Source organism: Mesorhizobium sp. BR1-1-2 (assembly GCF_020165435.1).
Taxonomy (GTDB): Bacteria; Pseudomonadota; Alphaproteobacteria; order Rhizobiales; family Rhizobiaceae; genus Mesorhizobium.
The window spans coordinates 260229-277824 of sequence record NZ_JAIUID010000002.1; the positions used below are offsets into that span (position 1 = coordinate 260229).

A 17596-nucleotide genomic window follows, 5' to 3' on the forward strand; every position below is an offset into this window, starting at 1 on the left:
TCAGAAGCCATTCCACCGAGATATCGCGTTATTTCCTTGAAATTCCAAGGCAAGCCGTCCTATTTACGCGGCTTGCGGCGCGGGCGGCCGGGCGATTGCGTTTCGGCCACCCAGTTTTGAACAATTCTAAACTAGCTTCTATGAAGACGCTCGCCCTGCGTCAAGGCCAGAGGAAGGTTGTTCCGGGCGCCGCGCATTTCTTATTACCCAAGTGGAGTATTTCATGCCTGAGGTCATTTTCACCGGTCCGGCCGGCCGTCTCGAGGGTCGCTACCAGCCCTCGAAGGAAAAGAGCGCGCCGATCGCCATTGTCTTGCATCCGCACCCGCAATTCGGCGGCACGATGAACAACAAGATCGTCTACGACCTCTTCTACATGTTCCAGAAGCGCGACTTCACCACGCTGCGCTTCAATTTCCGCGGCATCGGCCGCAGCCAGGGCGAATTCGATCACGGTACAGGCGAATTGTCGGATGCGGCAGCCGCACTCGACTGGGTGCAGTCGCTGCATCCGGATTCCAAGAGTTGCTGGGTTGCCGGCTATTCCTTCGGCTCGTGGATCGGCATGCAGCTTTTGATGCGCCGTCCCGAGATCGAAGGCTTCATCTCGGTCGCGCCGCAGCCCAATACCTACGATTTCTCTTTCCTCGCTCCCTGCCCCTCCTCGGGGCTCATCATCCATGGCGACGCCGACAAGGTGGCACCGCCGAAGGACGTGCAGGGCCTGGTCGACAAGCTGCACACGCAAAAGGGCATCACCATCACGCAGAAGACCTTGCCCGGCGCCAATCATTTCTTCGCCAACGATGCCGAACTGCTGATCGAGGAATGCGCGGATTATCTCGATCGCCGGCTGGCCGGCGAATTGTCGGATCCGCGCCCGAAGCGGCTGCGCTAAAGGGCGGATGACCGCGATGTACCAGCCCCCTCATTTCCAGGAAACGCGGCCGGACGTGCTGCACGGGCTGATCCGGGCGCATCCGCTCGGCCTGTTGGTTTCCGGCGGACCCGAGGGGCCGGTCGCCAACGCCATCCCGTTCCTGCTCGACGCCGATATCGGGCCAAACGGCAGGCTGCGCGCTCATCTGGCCAAAGCCAATCCGCAATGGCGCCTCATCGCCGACAATCCGGCCTCGACGGTGCTGATCGTCTTCCAGGGCACCGACGCCTATGTGACGCCGTCCTGGTACGAGACCAAGCGCGAAACCGGCAAGGTGGTGCCGACCTGGAACTATGCCATCGTGCAGGTGCGCGGCACCGCGAAGGTGATCGACGACCAGGACTGGCTGGCGCGGCAGATCGCTGACCTGACGGCTTCGCAGGAGGGCGCGCGTGAGGCGCCATGGGCGGTCACCGATGCGCCTGCCCCGTTCATCCAGTCGCAGATCAAGGGCATCATCGGGCTGGAGATCGAGATCAGCGAAATTCACGGCAAATGGAAGGTCAGCCAGAACCGTCCCGTCGCCGATCGCGCAGGCGTTGCGCGCGGGCTTGAGAGCGAGACGGCCAATTCATCCGACATGGTGCACCTGGTAAGGTCCTACGGCGGACTGGACGGCGAGTAGAGCAGTTCACCGTTTCACGGAACTCTCTAACTCCTTGTTTGACGCAATTCCGGACGGAAAACCGTATACACTTTTCCTGGAATTGCTCTAAATCCCAGGCTCAACGGATCGGACGGCCGTTCGCCTTGTTTCGACCGATCAGCCGAAAGGTCGGCTTGCGCACCGGCAATCCCGACCGTGTCGGGCTGAAGATGAAGCCGAGCCGGGCAAAGACCAATCCGCAAACCAGCGCGAAGGCAAAGCCAAGACCAAAGCCGGCGACGGTATCGCTCGGATAATGCGCGCCGACGAAGACCCGCGTCGAGGCGATGCAGGCCGTGACCGGCAAGGCGATGTACCAGCGCCGCGGGAACAAAAGCAGCAGGATGCCGAACACGGCCCCCATGGTCGTGGCGTGACCGGAAGGAAAACCGGCAAAGCGCGCATCGAAGGCGAAGGGACGCAACGACAGGACCCCAAGATCCTGAAAATAGAGCGGACGCGCCCGGCCAATCGCATATTTCAGGACATTGACCAGCAGGCCGGACAGGCCGACGGCGCCCAGTGCAAGGAACGCCAGGCAGGTCCAGTTGTAGACGAGCATCAATGACCGCCGCGACAGGCTTCGCCAGTCCGTCAGATTGGCCCCTATGAGCAGCAGTGCCGGCGGGATGAGATACCAGCCGCCCAGGCCGAACTGCGTCAGGAACTCGGCAAGCCGGCCGAATCCCGCCGACCACTGGCCGTGCAGCAATCCCGCAGGCGTGTCGAGGCCGGCGAACGCCACTGCCGTCAGCAAAATCCAGGCCGAGATCCAGAGCGGCCAGAGGATCTTGGGATACGATGCGGAACGAGCGGCGAAGCGCCCTCTGACGATCCGCAGCGTGTCGCGGAAATTGCCGGCCGACCGACGCAGCACCGCGGCGGGCGCAATGGAAACGGAAGGGCGCGGTTTCACCAGCATTGAAAACCCGATCCCATTGTCGAATTCATTGGGCGATACGGTAGAGGCCGAGCGACATTTTGTCTCCCGATGAAAAGTTGAGCCCGTCGATCCGTGTAAGACGGCTGGCCGCCTTGCCTTGCCCGGCCAGCAGACCATTGAGTTTCTGCTCATCCTCGACCGGCGCCAGCCCCAGCGCGCAGGCGGGGTCCGCAAGCAGGTGCTTTGCCACGCCATCGGTATCGGTCAGCACCGTTTTCGTGCCCACCAGGAACACAAGGCTCGGTTCGTGGTACCGGGCCGACGCCAGCACCGAGGTGTCGCAGGGCTTGTAGGCGCGCACAGCCTCGTTGATCGCCGGGCTCAGCCATATCGGCCCCAAGGCTGGGGCGATGACACCAAACAGCAACCCGTAGGTGATGCCCGCACAGGCGGCGACGGCGCCGATACGGGCAAGCGGTACTTGCAACTGTCGCGAGAAGGCCAGATAGCCGGCGCCGAGCGCCGACGCGGCCGCCGGAATGCTCCACCAGGAGAAAGCATGGGTGAGGTAGATCGGGGCGGCCACGCAGACCGCCGCCAGGCCGAGGCTGACCACGACCAGGCCAAAGGCCGTCGACCACCACAACCATTGCTGCCATCGCCGGAGCGGCGCATTGGCGTCCTGCGGCTGCAATGTCAAAAGCCAGCCGATCAGCAGCGCCATGCCGGGATAGGCCGGCAGCACATAGTGCGGCAGCTTGGTCGGGATCAACTCGAACACCAGCCAGAAGGGGATGTACCAGGCGAGGCAGAAGCGCAGCCTGACATCGTCGCGGAGCCGGTTGAGGGCTTGCAGGCCGGCGCCGACAGCGATCAGGCCGAACGGCCACATGAACAGCGAGTAGGTCAGCATGTAGAAGCCGGGCGGCAGGCCGTGCGATTCCTCGCCCTGGGCGACCTTGCCGAGCATATCCTTGCCGACGGCCTGCTGGAGGAAGGCGCCGTGGCTTTTCCAGGTGATCAGGGCGAGCCAGGGCAACACGATCAGCACGACGAGCAGCAGGCCGCGTCCCACTTTGAGCTTCGATAGCCAGCGTCCGTCGCGTTCGAATGCAAACAAGACAGCGATGGTGAGCGCCGACAGCAGTGGGGCGATCGGCCCCTTGATGAGGATCGCGGCCCCTTGCGCCAGCCAGAATATCCACCACAGATGGCCGGCGACGGGCTCGTTGCGGCGCGATGCCAGATAGATCTGCGCCAGCGCGCCCTGCGCCGCCACGCAGCAGGCCAGCAGCATCGCATCGGTCTTGGCGTCGCGGCCCTCGAAGGCGGTGGCGAAGATCGCCGCCATCACCAGGCCCGCGGCGATGCCGGCGCTGACTCCGAAAAGCCTGGTGCCGGTCCAGGCGATGCCGAGAACGGCCAGGGCGATGCCCAGCGTCGACACCAGGCGGTAGACCCATATTGGTGCGGCGGCGCCCTTGCCGCTCAGGGCCACGGCCGCGGATTGCAGCCAATAGATGCCGATCGGCTTCTGGTAGCGTGAGGCGTCCTGAAAGCGGATGTCGACATAATCGCCGCTCTCGACCATCTGCTTGGTGGCCTGGACGAAGCGCGGCTCGTCACGATCCAGCGGGGGCATGGACGCAAGTCCCGACACCGTCATCACGAGGCTGAACAGGAAGAGAAGGATGTAGTTCCTGTTCAGCGCCATATTCCAGCCTCTCCGACCATTCTTGCTGATGCGCAAAGCCGCTCAATCGACCTTGGTCATCGCCGCCTTGCGTTCATTGGCGATCAGCCAGAGATTTCTGATGTAGATGAACAAGCCCATGCCCTGGCCGGCAATGAACACCGGGTCCTGCCGCTTGATCGCATAAACCAGCAGCAGAGCCCCGCCGAACAGCGAGAAGAACCAGAAGGCGATCGGCACGACGCTACGCTTGGCCTTTTCCGACGCAAGCCACTGCACGACGAAGCGCATGGTGAAAAAGAACTGGGCCACGAAGCCGAGCAGGATCCATGCGTTGAACTGTTCGATGAAGACCCGGTGGATCCAGGTCACCAGTTCCTGAAGCACGTTAACCATGCATGATTTCCTCTACCTTTGGCATCCGGCGACGTCTGCGGCGCAGCCACCAGACGCCGCAGAGATCGAGCACGCCTTGGAGGCCGCGGTCGAAAATCCCGTAGTTCGACTTGCCGTGGCGGCGGGAGCGGTCGACGACGTCGCAATGCACGACATGGTATCCTTCCTGGATGACCAGCGCCGGAACGAAACGATGGGTGCCGTCGAAGAACGGCAGCTTGCGCAGGATCTCGGTGTGGACCGCCTTCAGGCCGCAGCCGGTGTCGCGCGTCTCGTCATGAAGGATGGCGTTTCTCAGCCAGTTGGCGAACCGCGACGCCAGTTGCTTGACCTTGCTGTCGCGGCGCTTCAGGCGCTGCCCTTGCGCGGCGCCGTAGCCGGGCCCGGCCCGCCGCAAGGCGTCAACCAGCATGGGAATGTACTGCGGATCGTTCTGACCATCGCCGTCGATCGTGGCGACGATGCTTCCGCGCGCCGCCCAGGCGCCGGAGCGTACCGAGAGGCTCTGGCCGGCCGATTTCTCGTGCCGCAATTCCCTGACGGGAAACGGGCGAAGTGCTGCCTGCTTGGCGAGAACGGCTGCGGTTCCATCGGTCGAGCCGTCGTTGACGATGATCAGTTCGAAGTCGCGCCCGGTCATCGCCGCCTCGATCTCATCGATCAGCAGCGGCAGGTTTGCCGCCTCGTTCCTGCAAGGAATGACGATGGATATCAATGCGTCCGGCATGTCGCGTGGGGCTCTGTCGTCGGATATGGCATTGGGTGGATGCCGTGCGGTGCCGCTTGGGGTCGTGGGCTGCAAGGACCTTTTGGCGCGCGCCTCATTACGCCAGCACAAACAATGAAGCAAGCATCCGCGCCGAGAGGCGGGTTGCGGCGTTTCAACAACAAGTGATTGCCAAGCCCCAGGTCGAGGCGCGATCGGGCGCAAAACCGGATTCCACTTTTGCTGATCGCGAGTCCCTGGTTAAAGCGCGATCGGACGCAAAACCGGATTCCACTTTTGCTGATCGCGCTTGGGTGCTAAACGCGCGCGTTCATATACGTCCGTACCGGATCGGCCGGGCGCTTTCGGGAAAGAAAACATGCCTGCCTTCAAATCCGATTTCCTGCGCACGATGAGCGAGCGCGGCTTCATCCACCAGACTTCGGATGATGCCGGGCTGGACGATCTCTTCGCCACGGAGACGGTGACGGCCTATATCGGCTTCGACGCGACCGCCAAGAGCCTGCACGCCGGCTCGCTGATCCAGATCATGATGCTGCACTGGCTGCAGCAGACCGGCCACCGGCCGATCGCCTTGATGGGCGGCGGCACCTCGATGATCGGCGACCCTTCCTTCAAGGATGAGGCGCGCAAGCTTCTGACACCGCGCGATATCGACGACAATCTCGCCGGTATCCGCCGCAATTTCATGCCGTATCTCAAATTCGGCAGCGGCCCGAATGACGCGATCATGGTCAACAACGCCGACTGGCTGATGGAGATCAACTACGTCAATTTCCTGCGCGACGTCGGCCGTCACTTTTCGGTCAACCGCATGCTGGCCTTCGATTCCGTCAAGCTGCGGCTCGACCGCGAGCAGTCATTGTCCTTCCTCGAATTCAACTACATGATCCTGCAGGCCTATGACTTCGTCGAGCTCTACAAGCGCCTCGGCTGCCGTCTGCAGATGGGCGGCTCCGACCAGTGGGGCAACATCATCAACGGCATCGATCTCGGTCGCCGCATGGAGGACGCGCAGCTTTATGCGCTGACCACGCCGCTGCTCACCACCTCGTCGGGCGCCAAGATGGGCAAGTCCGCCACGGGCGCCGTCTGGCTCGATGCCGAGATGCTCTCGCCTTACGAATTCTGGCAATATTGGCGCAACACCGAGGACGCCGATGTCGGCCGTTTCCTGAAACTCTATACGACGCTGCCGTTGGACGAGGTGGCGCGCCTGGAGAAGCTGGGAGGATCCGAGATCAACGAGGCGAAAAAGATCCTCGCCACCGAGATCACCGCCTTGCTCCACGGTCGCGGCGCCGCCGAACAGGCCAGCGAAACCGCACGCAAGACGTTCGAGGAGGGTGCCCTCGCCGAGACGCTGCCGAGCGTCGAGGTCGAAAACGCCAAGCTCGAAGCCGGCGTCGGCATCCTGTCGCTGCTGGTGACCGCCGGACTGGCGGCGTCCAACGGCGAAGCACGGCGGCATGTGCAAGGCGGCGCGGTACGGCTCAACGATCAGCCCGTCAGTGATGATCGCCGCACGGTCACACTTCAGGATTTGAGTCCGGAAAACGTCGTAAAGCTTTCACTCGGCAGGAAAAAGCACATTTTGGTGCGGCCGGTTTGACGACCCGACTATAAATCAGCCGACTTGCTTCGGTCAGGCGTGCCGCATTCCAATCTCTGTGCTCTGTTTGATCGGGACAACTTTCGAGGCTCGGCTACGACGCCTGCCATCCTCGCGATCTTTCGGGATGCCCAGGGCGCGATCAGCTTCGCAGGTATTTGACCAGCGCGGCTATACCGAGCACAAGCGTGATGAAAACCAGGACCCAGATGAGCGCCATGCCGCCCATCATCCAAGCCGAACCGTCCATCATGGCGATCATCCTCCATGGGTGGCGAGAGCCGGCCTGGCCGGCGTGTATCGGCGATTGCAAGGTGAACTAGGTCGCCGCGCAAGCCCGTCAAGGCGACGAGGATTCCAGTTGGCGAGCGGCGGCGGTCAGCGGGCGGAATGCCATCTCCCCGGCAAGCCTACATTACATCGCTCCGCCGAAGCCCTCGGAAAGATTCCAGACGTCAACGATCTGCTCGCCGGCGAAACGATGTTCGTGGATCAGGTATTTCGCCAGTCCACCCGGTTTGGGGCGCCAGTCATTTTCCGGTCCTCGCTTGATCGACGAGTTTCTTCAGTGTCGTAAGATCAGTCGCGCCGGGAAATATCTGGCCGCCAGCGATGAAGCTTGGCGTTCCGGTAATTCTCAATGTCTGGGCCAACTCCGTATTGCGATCAATCGATGCCTTGATGTCGGGCCGTTGCATATCGGCCTTCAGGCGCTCGACGTCCAGCCCGGCCTCGGCGGCGATCCTGAGCACAACCGCCTCTGTCACCCTTGTCTTCGCCCCGTACAGCGCCTTGTGAAACGCACCGTATTTGCCTTGTTTGTCGGCAGCGAGCGCCGCCTTGGCTGCGAACACCGAATCCGGGCCAAGGATAGGAAATTCCTTGTAGACGATCCTGAGTTGCGGGTCGTCGAGCACAGCCTGTTCCATGATCGGCGCCATGACACGGCAATAGGGGCAATTATAGTCGAAGAATTCGACCAGGGTGACATTGCCTTGCGCATTGCCGCCGACAGGGCTTTGCTTGTCGCGGAAGATGTCGTCCGCGCCTTCCTTGAGCACTTTCCTGGCCTCGGCCGCGTCCGCTTCGCGCTGGCGCTGATCCAGGCTTTGCAGCGCCTGCACGAGAACTTCCGGATGCGCCAGGATATAGTCATGGATCCGCTGGTCGAGCTGGTCCCGGGATATTTCTCCCCCAGCAAGTGCCGGTCCGCGGGCGACCGGATTGAGCAGGAACCATCCCGTCAGGCCTGCAACGAGGAAGATGCGGGCCAGCCAACCATATCGGTGCGCCAGTCTAGTATTCATGTGTGTTTCCTCCATGTAACGGGACTGGTGCATCGTGCCTGACCTGCGCTGGACATTAGTCGCCGCTGGCTGCATCGCCGTGATCGCCTGTCGCAGCGATCCCTAATATCCGGGCATCCAATTCGATCGCGCCGGCTTTCTCGAACATCAGAGTAAGCGGTACGGTCTCGCCCTCCTTGAGTTGGCGCTTCAGCCCAAGCAGCATCATGTGGATGCCGCCAGGTTTGAAAACGACGGGGACGCCGGGATGCAGCTCGATAGCCGAAAGCTGGATCATCTTCGCCACACCGTTATCGATCGCCATGGCGTGAAACTGGATTTTTTCCGCAAGAGGACTCGTCACGCCCAGCAGGCGATCTTCCTCTGGTCCCTGATTTGTCACGGTAAGATAGCCGCCTCCGGTCACCGCCAACATGGGTGTCGCCCGCGCCCATGCCTTTTCGACCACGATCTGGTTCGAAGCCGCGACAGCAATCCCGAGGCCCAGCAGACCAAAAGCCAGTACGAGAGTTGTGTAGATGGTTCTCACTGTTCCACTCCTAAGTTGGACGAGCGGCGATGCGCCTACGGATAAAGTCGACCATGTCAGGGGCATCCCACACGGCAGGCCCGATTAGCTGGCCGATTTCCTTGCCGTCACGGTCGATCAGCAAGGTCATCGGCAACCCCACCGCGCCGAGCGCGAACATGGCCCTGGCCGACGTGTCGATGTTGAGGGCCAGGTTCTGGACGCCGGTCTCGGCGAAGAATTTCCTCACGGCATCGGGGCCTTTGCGGTCCATCGACAGCGCGACGACCTCGAAATCCGGCCCGCCGAGCTTGGCCTGCAGCCGGTCGAGCGTCGGCATTTCCTGACGGCAGGGCGCGCACCATGTCGCCCAGATGTTCAGCAGCACCACCTTGGCGGAATAGTCGGCAAGCGTCCTCGGCTGGCCGACGGCGTCCGCGAAGCCGATCTCCGGCACGGCGACGGGCGTGTCGAGAACGGCAAAATTCTGCGGCGCCTCCGCCGTTGCGGGCAGCGAGGTCGCGAGCATTATCGCCGATAGGGCCAGGGCCAGTTTGCGTGCGGTCATGGGCGCTCATTCCGTCGCATAGACGGTCGGCGCCTTGCCGTCCTTGGTGAAGGCGTAGATCGTCCAGGTCCCGTCCTTCTCGCCACCCATGCCTGGCGCGCCTGCAGGCATGCCTGCGAGCGTGATGCCGGTGATAGCAGGCCGCTCGGTCAGCAGCTTCTTGACGACGTCGACCGGCACCAGGCCGTCGACGACATAGCCGTCGACCATCAGTGTGTGGCAGCCTTCGAGGTCGGCCGGCACGCCGGCATCGCTGCTGATCTGCGACAAGTTGTTGACCGGCTTGATCTCGACCTTGAAGCCGTTCTGCTCGAGATAGGCTGCATAGGCTTCGCAGCAGCTGCATTGCGGATTCTTGTACATGACGGCATTGATTGTCGCGGCAAGCGCCGGCAGCGGTATCGCAACAGCGAGGCCGAAGGCGGTAAGCGCGTAGGTCAGTTTCATTTCCAGTTCTCCTCGGTTGATGATTTGGATTGAATTCAAGTCACGCGGAACACGGTCATCAGGCCGGCCATCTGGTGGTCGGCGACATGGCAATGCAGCATCCAGTCGCCGGGATTGTCGGCGACAAAGGCGCATTCGATCACATCCTTTGGTGCCAGAAGCACCGTGTCCTGCCATTGCCGGTGTGGCACCGGCGAACCGTTGCGAGAGAGCACCGACAGGCTGAAGCCGTGGACATGCATCGGGTGCCACCAGGCGGTTTCGTTGCGCATGGTGAGGCGACAGGTGGTGCCGCGTTCGAGCGTGAACTGCGGCGCCATGCCGGCATGGCCATCGCCGGTCATCGACATGCCGTTGATCGCCCAGGCGGCACCGCCGTTCATGCCCGGCATCCCCATGCCCATCATCCCGCCTATCCCGGCGAGCTTGCCACCACCCATCATACCGCCTTGCAGCACGATCTCGTGGCGCAGGGCGCTTCCGAGGTCGGGGGCCGCCAGCGGATTGCGTGGCAGGGCAAGGCGTGCTGCGAGCGGATGTGCCCTGAGTGGCGGCGCCTTGTCATAGGCGAGGTTGGTTAGCGTATAGCCAAGGCCATCGTAGAAGTCGTCGATCACGGCGTGCCGGCTACCGGGGTCACCCTGTATGTCGATCACGACATCGATGCGCATCGCCGGCGCCAGCACAAGACGACTGTCCTGCGGCTCATGCGGATCGCAAGGCTGGCCGTCTATGGCGACGATGACCGGGCGGTGGCCTTCAAAGCGCAGCGCGATCATGCGGGCCAGGCAGGCATTGGCGAGCCGGATCCTGATGCGCTCGCCAGCTCTCACGCCCTCATCGGCGGGCACTGTGCCGTTGATGGTGACGAGATTGCCGACCCGACCCGACATCGAGGCATCCATCGCGCTGCCGAAGCCGCCGGCGATCTGGCCGTCCTTGGCGAGTCGCCAGTCCTGCAGCAGCCAAAAGAGGTCGCGGTCGACCACGACGGGCTCGGCCTCCTCGACGATCAGCGGACCGGCCAGCCCACGACCGATCTGCACGAAGCTGTCGGCATGCGGATGGTACCAGAAGGTGCCGGCATCCGGCGGCGTGAACTCGTAGACGAAGCTTTCGCCGGGCTTGATCGGTGTCTGGGTGAGCCCCGGCACGCCGTCCATGGCGTTCGGCAGGCGGATGCCGTGCCAGTGGACGGTGGTGTCCTCGTCCAGCCCGTTCTCGACGGCGATGCGGACCGGCTGGCCTTGCCTGAGCCGCAACGCCGGACCGGGAACGGTGCCGCCATAAGTCCAGACGGCGGTGGAGGGACCGTCCGCGCCGTTCAGCCGGGCTTCGCCGGGCGCGACCTTGATCTGGCGTTCGTCGACGGCGGAGGCACGGGCCGCACGCATCGACGCGGATGCGGCGGCACCCGCCGCGGTCGCTAGAAACGCGCGGCGCGACATAGTGCAATGGAAATCTTGATTCACCCTTCAAACCCCTTTGCGATCTCGATCGATGGCGAGCGGTTCGGCATCGAACTGGATTGCTATGCGGGCCCGCGGCGCAAGAGTGCGCGACGCAGGCGATCAGGCGCCGGGGATCAGCCGTGTCTCGGCTGAAACGGCGTCAGGCGCCGGGTCTGGGAGGGAATGGGTCGGGCGGGGAACTTCGCCCGTGCAGGAACGGGGTGGACTGCGCCAACGGCTGCTTCGGACGCAGCGCCATCGTCACGGCAAAGTCTTGAGGCAGCACCGCGAGCACCGGCGCAATGCAGACAGACGGACACTGCTTGAGGCTGCCATTGTCGCCCATGTCCTTAAGACACGCCGTGCAATCGCCCTGCATCGCGCCGCCAGCCCCCATGCCGGCATCGGCGGCCATGGTCATGCCGCCTGCCATCATGGCCGACATGACGCCGGCTTGAGCAGTAGACAGGCTGAACCCCGCGGCCAGAAAGGCCGCGAGCAACATGACAAGAAGATGTTTTGGCGAAAGCCGTGCCATTATCGGCTCAGGCTGACGGCAAAGTGCAGCTTTTGCAAGTCCCAAGCCCGTGATCACCGGCTGCTGCGGCATTAAGGCCAGCCGACACCGCTTCGCTGGTCAGTGGTTCTGACGCAGGCTCTCTGGGCATGCCTTGGCAATCGGCCTCACCGGTACTCGAAGATCGACCTGAATATCCCCGGCGCGATCACCGAGAGCGGGTTGATGTCGAGCAACGGCTTGTTGGCGTTGCCCTTGAGCCGGTAGGTCACGCCGATCAGGCCGCGGTCGCGGCCGTTGCCCAGAAGCGCGCCGACGATGGGCAGTTCGCCGAAGATGCGGTTGAGGCCATAGACCGGCATGAAGGTGCCGGTCATGTCCATATTGTTGTTCTGGTCATAGAGCGTGCCCTGGAACGTGGTGCCTATGCGCGGACCGCGCAGCACGCCATTGGCCAGCCTGAGATAGCCGCTGCCTTTCTCGATCTCGGCGTAGCCGCGTTCGAACTGTACCCGCGAGGTGTCGAGCTTGCCCTTGACCGCCTGGTTGAGGCTGCGGCTGTCGCCTGCCGGAGTGGTCGAGACGATGGACGCGAGCTTCGGTTCGTTGACGACGAAGAAGTTCGTCGTGTCCACCTTGCCCTTCATCGGCCCGTCGCCCGCTCCCGACAAGGCTAGGGCAATCGCTCCGCCTTCCATGTGCTCGTAGATATTGAGGAACCTGAGGATCGCACCGGCGTCCGCCGACTGCACGTTGAGCGAGCGCCGGCCGGCGCCGCTCGTGTTGCTGATGACAATGGCGGCTCCCGAACTTGCGGTGGCGCTGACCCTCAGCCCGTTCACCTTCGAACCGGCCGCGCTGTAATCGAGCTTGAGATCGGACAATTGCTCGTCGTGGAAGCCGGTCAGCCGATCGACATCGGCGCTGACGGAAATCGCGTCGGCGCCCGTCGTCTTGGTCGCGGTGTCGACGTCGGAGGTGAATTGCTTGATCAGCGAGCGGGCATCCAGGGCGTTGCCGCTGATGTTGACTGCATAGCCCCTGCCCGATCGCTTGACGGACACCGCCACGTCGTCGCCCCGGTTCAGCGCGACTTTGCTAAACTTTGCCGACGACAGGGCCCCGTTGACCAGCACGATGTTGCCGTCGACGGAGAATGTCTTGCCATCGAGGTCGAAGTCGGACAGCGTCGTGGTATCGCCGGACGTGGTCATGACGAATGTAGCACTTGCGGGTATCCCCGCCCCCTTGCTCCATCCGGCCCAGGGGATGTCGAGCCTGGCATTGGTCAGGTCGGCCGAGACGTTCTGGTTGCCCTCGCCGCTTTTGTCGATCGCGACCTTCACGGTTCCGCCCAGCAATGGGGCCAGTCCCGGCATGGCGGCGGCGCGGATCTTGTCGTCGAGCACCAGGGCCACCTTGCGGCTGCGTGCCGGTCCGCCATCCTCCAGCGGCTCGATCAGGTCGAGTTCGGCCGGAATGCCGTTCAGGGATGCCTTGGCGGAAATGACAGCCTTTTCAGGGTCGACCGTGACGGAACCGTCGGCATCCGTGACGGTCTGGCCTTCGAACGGCTTGGCCAATGAAAGCCCGCTGTAGTCGAGCGATACCAGCCAATCGAGCTTCGAGCTGTCGACGCCGGACTGCAGCGGAATATCGGCCCTGACATGGCCGGTGACACTGCCGGACAGGTCTTCCGGCAGGAAGCCGACATGACGCATGGCGTTGATCGGCTCGTAGGAGGCAAGTTCAGCGACCGCGGACGCTTCGCCGGCAACGTCGATGTCGAGTGCGCCGACGACCGGCGGGCGGTTGGCCGCCTTGACGGTCAGCGTGCCGTTGCTGGCCGCCACGGTGCGGCCGCTGGGCATGAAGACGGTGCCCGAGGACAGGGAGATATCGACGTCATTGCCGTGGAAGGCGACGACACCGACGGCATCGCGGATCGGCGGGATGCGGCCAGCCGTGTCGAAACGCGATCCTTCTATCTGGAAGCGGCCGAACACCTCGTCGGCGGAAAGCGGCACACCATTGCCGAGGCGATCAGGCACCACCTGGAATTGAAGATTGGCGTCCACGACGCGGCCGCCGAACAGATTGTCCAATACCCAGAGCCGCGCATTGCGCGCCGAAAACCATGGCCAAAGCTGCTTGACGTGCGAGACCGGCATGTCGTGGACGTTGAGCGCCAGATTGATGCCGGGAGCCTTGCCGTCAACGAACTCCACGGCCGCGGTGCCAAGGACCTCGCTGGAAGCGGCGGATCGGACTGCGATCTGATCGGCTACCAATCTATGGCTTTTGGTCTGGTAGACGCCGGCGATGCGGGCAAGGAAGGTGAGCGCCGGCTCCGGCGATTCCGAAGGCGCCAGCGTCGAGCCGTCACTGGTCAGATCGTATCGGTAGGCCGGCTCCTCACCGGCGGCGCCGGTCGCGGGCCTCGGCCCAATCGAGCCGGCGAAATCGAAGGTCGAGCGGCCGGTCTTGAGCAACAGCCGGTCCACCTGGATCTTGTTGCTGCCGCGCACGAGCGTGGCGTCGAGGTCGACATCGGCCGACAGCAGGCCGCGCGAGCCGAGATCAAGCACCGATCCCCTGGACGACAAGGCAGCCGTCAGCCGCGACGCGGTGTCGCCGGCGCCTTGCGCCCCTTTGAGCGTCACGCTGAGCGCGCCCAACCTACTGCCGGACGCCGCGGCGCCGCTCGCGTCACCATCTTCGGCGATACCGACGGTGGCATCCAGCGACATCACGCGCCGGGTCTCGGCATCGCGGCTGGCGGATGCGGCGACGGTCACCGCCTTGCCGTCGACATTTGCCTGCGAGGAGAACTCCATGCCGCCTGTCCCCGACTGCAGGACGACCGCGTCGGCGACGGTGATCAACCTGACCGCCTCGGTATCGGGCAAGACGAATGCCACATTGTGAAGATCGATACGATGCAGCGATTCCTCGCGCACCGCATCGAGAGCGTGATTGATGTTGGCAAAGAGCGCATCGGACAGTTTTTCGGGATCGATCAGCCCGTCTCGATTGCGCAGCTCGGCCGTCCAGTCGCCGCCCGACGGCATCGCCGCGGTAACGATGCGCGCATCGGAAATCCTGGCGCTGGTCAGCCGCACCTCGCCTCGAAGCAGCGGCAGCAGGCGCATGCCGAAACGCACCCTGCCCGCATCGGCCATGGGCTTGCCGTCGCTTGCCTTCAGGCTGACGTCGCTCACCTGGAGCGCGACGAAGCTCGAACTGTCGAGGGTGATGCGGGCGGGCCCGACCGCAACATCGACATCGACGCCCGCAAGCTTCTCGATGGCGGCCTCCGCCTCGACGCGCAGCCGGTCGGCCCCTATTCCGGAGACGCCGATGAGATAGACGGCCACCGCCGCCAGCGCCACCAGCGCAATGGCGCCGGCAAACAGCCGCGAAAGGATGCGAAAACCGCGCCCGATCGCCGCCTGGCCGAGAGGCGGAACGCGGCAAGCCGACGGCAAGGCGCCCAGGTCGGTGATTTCATCCCGCCTGAACCTGATCTTCTCGTGCTGCGGTTGCTCCTGATCCACGCAATTTTCCGTTCTACGAACTCGCTCGTGGACGAATCCCCGCTCGACACTATATCGGTGTGGCTTCGCGCGTAACCTCAAACAAGGGCATCGATATGGCCGACCTCAATGTGGGCGACGTTGCGCCGCAATTCGAGCTGCCGCGGGACGGCGGCGGTTCGCTCAGCCTGGCCGGCTTTGCCGGCAGACCTGTCGTCCTCTACTTTTACCCACAGGACGACACCACCGGCTGCACCGCCGAAGCGATCAGTTTTTCGCAGCTGAAGCCGGAATTCGAGAAGGCCGGCGCCGTCGTGATCGGCTTGTCGCCCGACAGCGCCAGGAAACACGACAAGTTCAAATCGAAATACGATCTTACCATCGACCTTGCCGCCGACGAGGAGCGCAAGGTGATCGAGGCCTATCATCTTTGGGTCGAGAAATCGATGTATGGCCGCAAATACATGGGCGTCGAGCGGGCGACGTTCCTGATCGGCCGCGACGGGCGTATCGCCAGGATCTGGCGCAAGGTCCGCGTCAAGGGCCATGCCGAGGAAGTCCTGGAAGCCGTTCGCGCGCTTTAAGGGCCGGCAGCGTCTCCGTGCCGGCGCCTTGTTTTCAGAAGGCTGCGCGAAGATTTCTCCCACAACCCCATGCTCGTTTTGCGGCAATCCTTGCCGACGCCTTGCTTCGGCAAAGCTTTGTTAACCTTAATAATGTGTAGTCGGGCTGTCGTGGTGTCGTAAACGAAAGCTTGGTCCCGTGAACGCAACCGGTCAGTCCGCGATCTTTGGCAGGCGCAAGGAACCGCATACAGTCATCATTGCCCGCGGCAGCGAGATCAGGCACTTCACGATCCGGCCCTGGCTGGTTGTATTTCTCGGTTCGGCGCTGGTGGCGATCGCCATCGGTTACCTGCTGGCCACCTCCTATCTCGTGCTGCGCGACGACCTGATCGGCGCCACCACCGCGCGCCAGGCGCGTATGCAGCAGGCTTACGAAGACCGCATCTCCGCGTTACGCGCCCAGGTCGACCGCATCACCAGCCGGCAGTTGCTTGATCAGCAATTGATGGAAACCAAGGTGAGCGAGCTTTTGGAACGCCAGACGCAGCTCAGCCAGCGCCACGGCCGCCTCGGCCCGCTGCTGGACCGCGCCGAAAATGAAGTCGGCGCAGCGACGGCCGACGATCTGGCAGTGCCGGCAGTGCCGGCAAAGCCTGACAAACGCGCCGAAGTAACCGGCAGCATCGCCCAGCCTGCTCAAAGCTACGCGCTGGCCAGCCTCGGCGCCGCCCCCGGCGCCGCCGACACCAGGCCGTTCTCCCTGTGGGCGACCCGCTCCGATCCGCTGCCGAACGATTCAGCCGCCGATCGTGCCGACAAGCTGTTCATTTCGATCAACAAGTCGTTGAAATCCATCGAGAACGACCAGCTCACGCGGATCAGCATACTTGCTGACAACGCCTACAAGAATGCCGACGCCATAACCCAGGCGCTCGAGGCGGCCGGGCTGCCGGTCGACAGCGACTTCGGCAAGAACGAAAGCGATGTCGGCGGACCGCTGATCCCGCTCGACAGCTCGATGTTTTTCGACAGCAAGGTCAAGGAACTGGACGAGGCGCTGGACACGCTCGACCAACTCAAGAAGGAGGCACGCCGACTGCCGCTCGCCAATCCCGCTCCCGGTCATTCCGTCACCAGCCCGTTCGGCGTGCGCACCGACCCGATCCTCGGCACGGCCGCCTTGCATTCGGGAATGGACTTCAGGGCGCCGATCGGCATGGCGGCCAAGGTCACCGCGCCAGGCGTGGTCACCAAGGCCGGCTGGAATGGCGGCTATGGCCGCATGGTCGAAGTCGATCACGGCAACGGGTTTGCCACGCGCTATGGACATCTCAGTGAAATCGACGTGACCGTGGGCGAAAAAGTGGATGCCGGCGCTGTCATCGGCAAGACCGGCAGCAGCGGTCGCTCGACCGGGCCGCATCTGCATTACGAAGTCCGTCACAATGGCGAAGCGATCGATCCTTTGCGTTTCCTCACGGTCGGCAAGAAGGTCGCGCAGTATCTCTAACGCACGGGTCCAGGCATTTGCCATCCCGCGCTGTCCTCATTGCTTTTTCGCATCCTTGTCGCCGTTTAGGGCTTTTCCCTTGCGGGGCGACCGCAAATTGTCGAAGCCCATATAGTGGTCGGTATCAGATGTATTCCATCGGCCGCCCAGGCAGATGATGGCAATGGCCGCGGCGAAGATCAGCAAGACATAAATCTTATCCATGTCCCCTATCTAGGGCACGGTGATCAGCCGGACAGCCGCGGCCTTTCTGCCGTCGCGGACACATCCCTCAAGTACGGCACATTTT

17 protein-coding genes are annotated in these 17596 nt (G+C 63.2%); 5 read left to right on the top strand and 12 right to left on the bottom strand.

Annotated elements, in window-relative coordinates:
* Positions 1-223 precede the first annotated feature (223 nt).
* On the top strand, positions 224-898 hold the full coding sequence (locus LB551_RS04620; RefSeq protein ID WP_140493883.1) for an alpha/beta hydrolase: 675 nt from the start codon (positions 224-226) through the stop codon (positions 896-898).
* Positions 899-914: 16 nt separating this feature from the next.
* Positions 915-1565 (top strand): FMN-binding negative transcriptional regulator, encoded by a 651-nt coding sequence (locus LB551_RS04625; RefSeq protein ID WP_224658377.1) that lies wholly within the window; start codon positions 915-917, stop codon positions 1563-1565.
* 100 nt (positions 1566-1665) lie between these two features.
* On the opposite strand, the gene LB551_RS04630 is transcribed toward LB551_RS04625, so the two are convergent.
* Genes LB551_RS04630 through LB551_RS04645 form a run of 4 tightly spaced genes read right to left on the bottom strand, consistent with a single transcriptional unit; the run spans position 1666 to position 5285 of the window.
* Positions 1666-2508 carry a phosphatase PAP2 family protein gene (locus tag LB551_RS04630; protein ID WP_224658378.1) on the bottom strand — a complete coding sequence of 281 codons (843 nt, stop codon included), beginning with the start codon at positions 2506-2508 and terminating at the stop codon, positions 1666-1668.
* Positions 2509-2533: 25 nt separating this feature from the next.
* On the bottom strand, positions 2534-4183 hold the full coding sequence (locus LB551_RS04635) for an ArnT family glycosyltransferase (protein WP_224658379.1): 1650 nt from the start codon (positions 4181-4183) through the stop codon (positions 2534-2536).
* 42 nt (positions 4184-4225) lie between these two features.
* A complete protein-coding gene (locus tag LB551_RS04640; protein WP_140548954.1) occupies positions 4226-4558 on the bottom strand; it encodes a lipid-A-disaccharide synthase N-terminal domain-containing protein in 333 nt (110 codons plus the stop codon).
* Positions 4551-5285, bottom strand: coding sequence for a glycosyltransferase family 2 protein (locus LB551_RS04645; RefSeq protein ID WP_140548956.1), 735 nt, complete (start codon positions 5283-5285; stop codon positions 4551-4553). The genes LB551_RS04640 and LB551_RS04645 overlap by 8 nt, the downstream gene beginning before the upstream one ends.
* 358 nt (positions 5286-5643) lie before the next feature.
* On the opposite strand from LB551_RS04645, the gene tyrS reads away from it, so the two are divergent.
* A complete protein-coding gene (tyrS, locus tag LB551_RS04650; protein ID WP_224658380.1) occupies positions 5644-6897 on the top strand; it encodes a tyrosine--tRNA ligase in 1254 nt (417 codons plus the stop codon).
* Between the two features lie 530 nt (positions 6898-7427).
* Here the strand turns inward: tyrS and LB551_RS04655 are convergent.
* The 7 genes from LB551_RS04655 to LB551_RS04685 form a co-directional block, all read right to left on the bottom strand.
* Positions 7428-8204, bottom strand: coding sequence for a DsbA family protein (locus LB551_RS04655; RefSeq protein ID WP_224658381.1), 777 nt, complete (start codon positions 8202-8204; stop codon positions 7428-7430).
* 55 nt (positions 8205-8259) lie between these two features.
* On the bottom strand, positions 8260-8733 hold the full coding sequence (locus LB551_RS04660; protein WP_224658382.1) for a copper chaperone PCu(A)C: 474 nt from the start codon (positions 8731-8733) through the stop codon (positions 8260-8262).
* A 10-nt stretch (positions 8734-8743) separates the two neighbouring features.
* Positions 8744-9280: a TlpA family protein disulfide reductase gene (locus LB551_RS04665; RefSeq protein WP_224658383.1), complete on the bottom strand. Its 537-nt coding sequence runs from the start codon at positions 9278-9280 to the stop codon at positions 8744-8746.
* A gap of 6 nt (positions 9281-9286) precedes the next feature.
* The gene (locus LB551_RS04670; RefSeq protein WP_224658384.1) at positions 9287-9727 is read right to left on the bottom strand and encodes a DUF411 domain-containing protein; all 441 of its coding nucleotides are present in this window, start codon (positions 9725-9727) and stop codon (positions 9287-9289) included.
* 35 nt (positions 9728-9762) lie between these two features.
* Positions 9763-11175, bottom strand: a complete 1413-nt coding sequence (locus LB551_RS04675) for a multicopper oxidase family protein (protein WP_411970930.1) — start codon at positions 11173-11175, stop codon at positions 9763-9765.
* A gap of 163 nt (positions 11176-11338) precedes the next feature.
* Positions 11339-11716: a hypothetical protein gene (locus tag LB551_RS04680; protein ID WP_224658386.1), complete on the bottom strand. Its 378-nt coding sequence runs from the start codon at positions 11714-11716 to the stop codon at positions 11339-11341.
* A 146-nt stretch (positions 11717-11862) separates the two neighbouring features.
* Positions 11863-15252: a DUF3971 domain-containing protein gene (locus LB551_RS04685; RefSeq protein ID WP_224658387.1), complete on the bottom strand. Its 3390-nt coding sequence runs from the start codon at positions 15250-15252 to the stop codon at positions 11863-11865.
* 95 nt (positions 15253-15347) lie between these two features.
* Here LB551_RS04685 and LB551_RS04690 point away from each other — a divergent pair, with 95 nt between their 5' ends.
* Together LB551_RS04690 and LB551_RS04695 are read left to right on the top strand one after the other, a co-directional pair.
* Positions 15348-15815 (top strand): peroxiredoxin, encoded by a 468-nt coding sequence (locus tag LB551_RS04690; RefSeq protein WP_224658388.1) that lies wholly within the window; start codon positions 15348-15350, stop codon positions 15813-15815.
* Positions 15816-15993: 178 nt separating this feature from the next.
* On the top strand, positions 15994-17307 hold the full coding sequence (locus LB551_RS04695; protein ID WP_224658389.1) for a M23 family metallopeptidase: 1314 nt from the start codon (positions 15994-15996) through the stop codon (positions 17305-17307).
* A 36-nt stretch (positions 17308-17343) separates the two neighbouring features.
* Here LB551_RS04695 and LB551_RS04700 read toward each other — a convergent pair whose 3' ends face one another.
* Positions 17344-17511, bottom strand: coding sequence for a hypothetical protein (locus LB551_RS04700; protein ID WP_181168489.1), 168 nt, complete (start codon positions 17509-17511; stop codon positions 17344-17346).
* Positions 17512-17596: the final 85 nt, after the last annotated feature.

What these genes read in the sequence shown, in the direction of transcription:
- LB551_RS04665 (WP_224658383.1), bottom strand. Translation starts at nt 9,280, where the DNA reads ATGACCGCACGCAAACTGGCCCTGGCCCTATCGGCGATAATGCTCGCG.
- LB551_RS04670 (WP_224658384.1), bottom strand. Translation starts at nt 9,727, where the DNA reads ATGAAACTGACCTACGCGCTTACCGCCTTCGGCCTCGCTGTTGCGATA.
- tyrS (WP_224658380.1), top strand. Translation starts at nt 5,644, where the DNA reads ATGCCTGCCTTCAAATCCGATTTCCTGCGCACGATGAGCGAGCGCGGC.
- LB551_RS04645 (WP_140548956.1), bottom strand. Translation starts at nt 5,285, where the DNA reads ATGCCGGACGCATTGATATCCATCGTCATTCCTTGCAGGAACGAGGCG.
- LB551_RS04675 (WP_411970930.1), bottom strand. Translation starts at nt 11,175, where the DNA reads ATGTCGCGCCGCGCGTTTCTAGCGACCGCGGCGGGTGCCGCCGCATCC.
- LB551_RS04630 (WP_224658378.1), bottom strand. Translation starts at nt 2,508, where the DNA reads ATGCTGGTGAAACCGCGCCCTTCCGTTTCCATTGCGCCCGCCGCGGTG.
- LB551_RS04690 (WP_224658388.1), top strand. Translation starts at nt 15,348, where the DNA reads ATGGCCGACCTCAATGTGGGCGACGTTGCGCCGCAATTCGAGCTGCCG.
- LB551_RS04635 (WP_224658379.1), bottom strand. Translation starts at nt 4,183, where the DNA reads ATGGCGCTGAACAGGAACTACATCCTTCTCTTCCTGTTCAGCCTCGTG.
- LB551_RS04700 (WP_181168489.1), bottom strand. Translation starts at nt 17,511, where the DNA reads ATGGATAAGATTTATGTCTTGCTGATCTTCGCCGCGGCCATTGCCATC.
- LB551_RS04625 (WP_224658377.1), top strand. Translation starts at nt 915, where the DNA reads ATGTACCAGCCCCCTCATTTCCAGGAAACGCGGCCGGACGTGCTGCAC.
- LB551_RS04680 (WP_224658386.1), bottom strand. Translation starts at nt 11,716, where the DNA reads ATGGCACGGCTTTCGCCAAAACATCTTCTTGTCATGTTGCTCGCGGCC.
- LB551_RS04655 (WP_224658381.1), bottom strand. Translation starts at nt 8,204, where the DNA reads ATGAATACTAGACTGGCGCACCGATATGGTTGGCTGGCCCGCATCTTC.
- LB551_RS04620 (WP_140493883.1), top strand. Translation starts at nt 224, where the DNA reads ATGCCTGAGGTCATTTTCACCGGTCCGGCCGGCCGTCTCGAGGGTCGC.
- LB551_RS04640 (WP_140548954.1), bottom strand. Translation starts at nt 4,558, where the DNA reads ATGGTTAACGTGCTTCAGGAACTGGTGACCTGGATCCACCGGGTCTTC.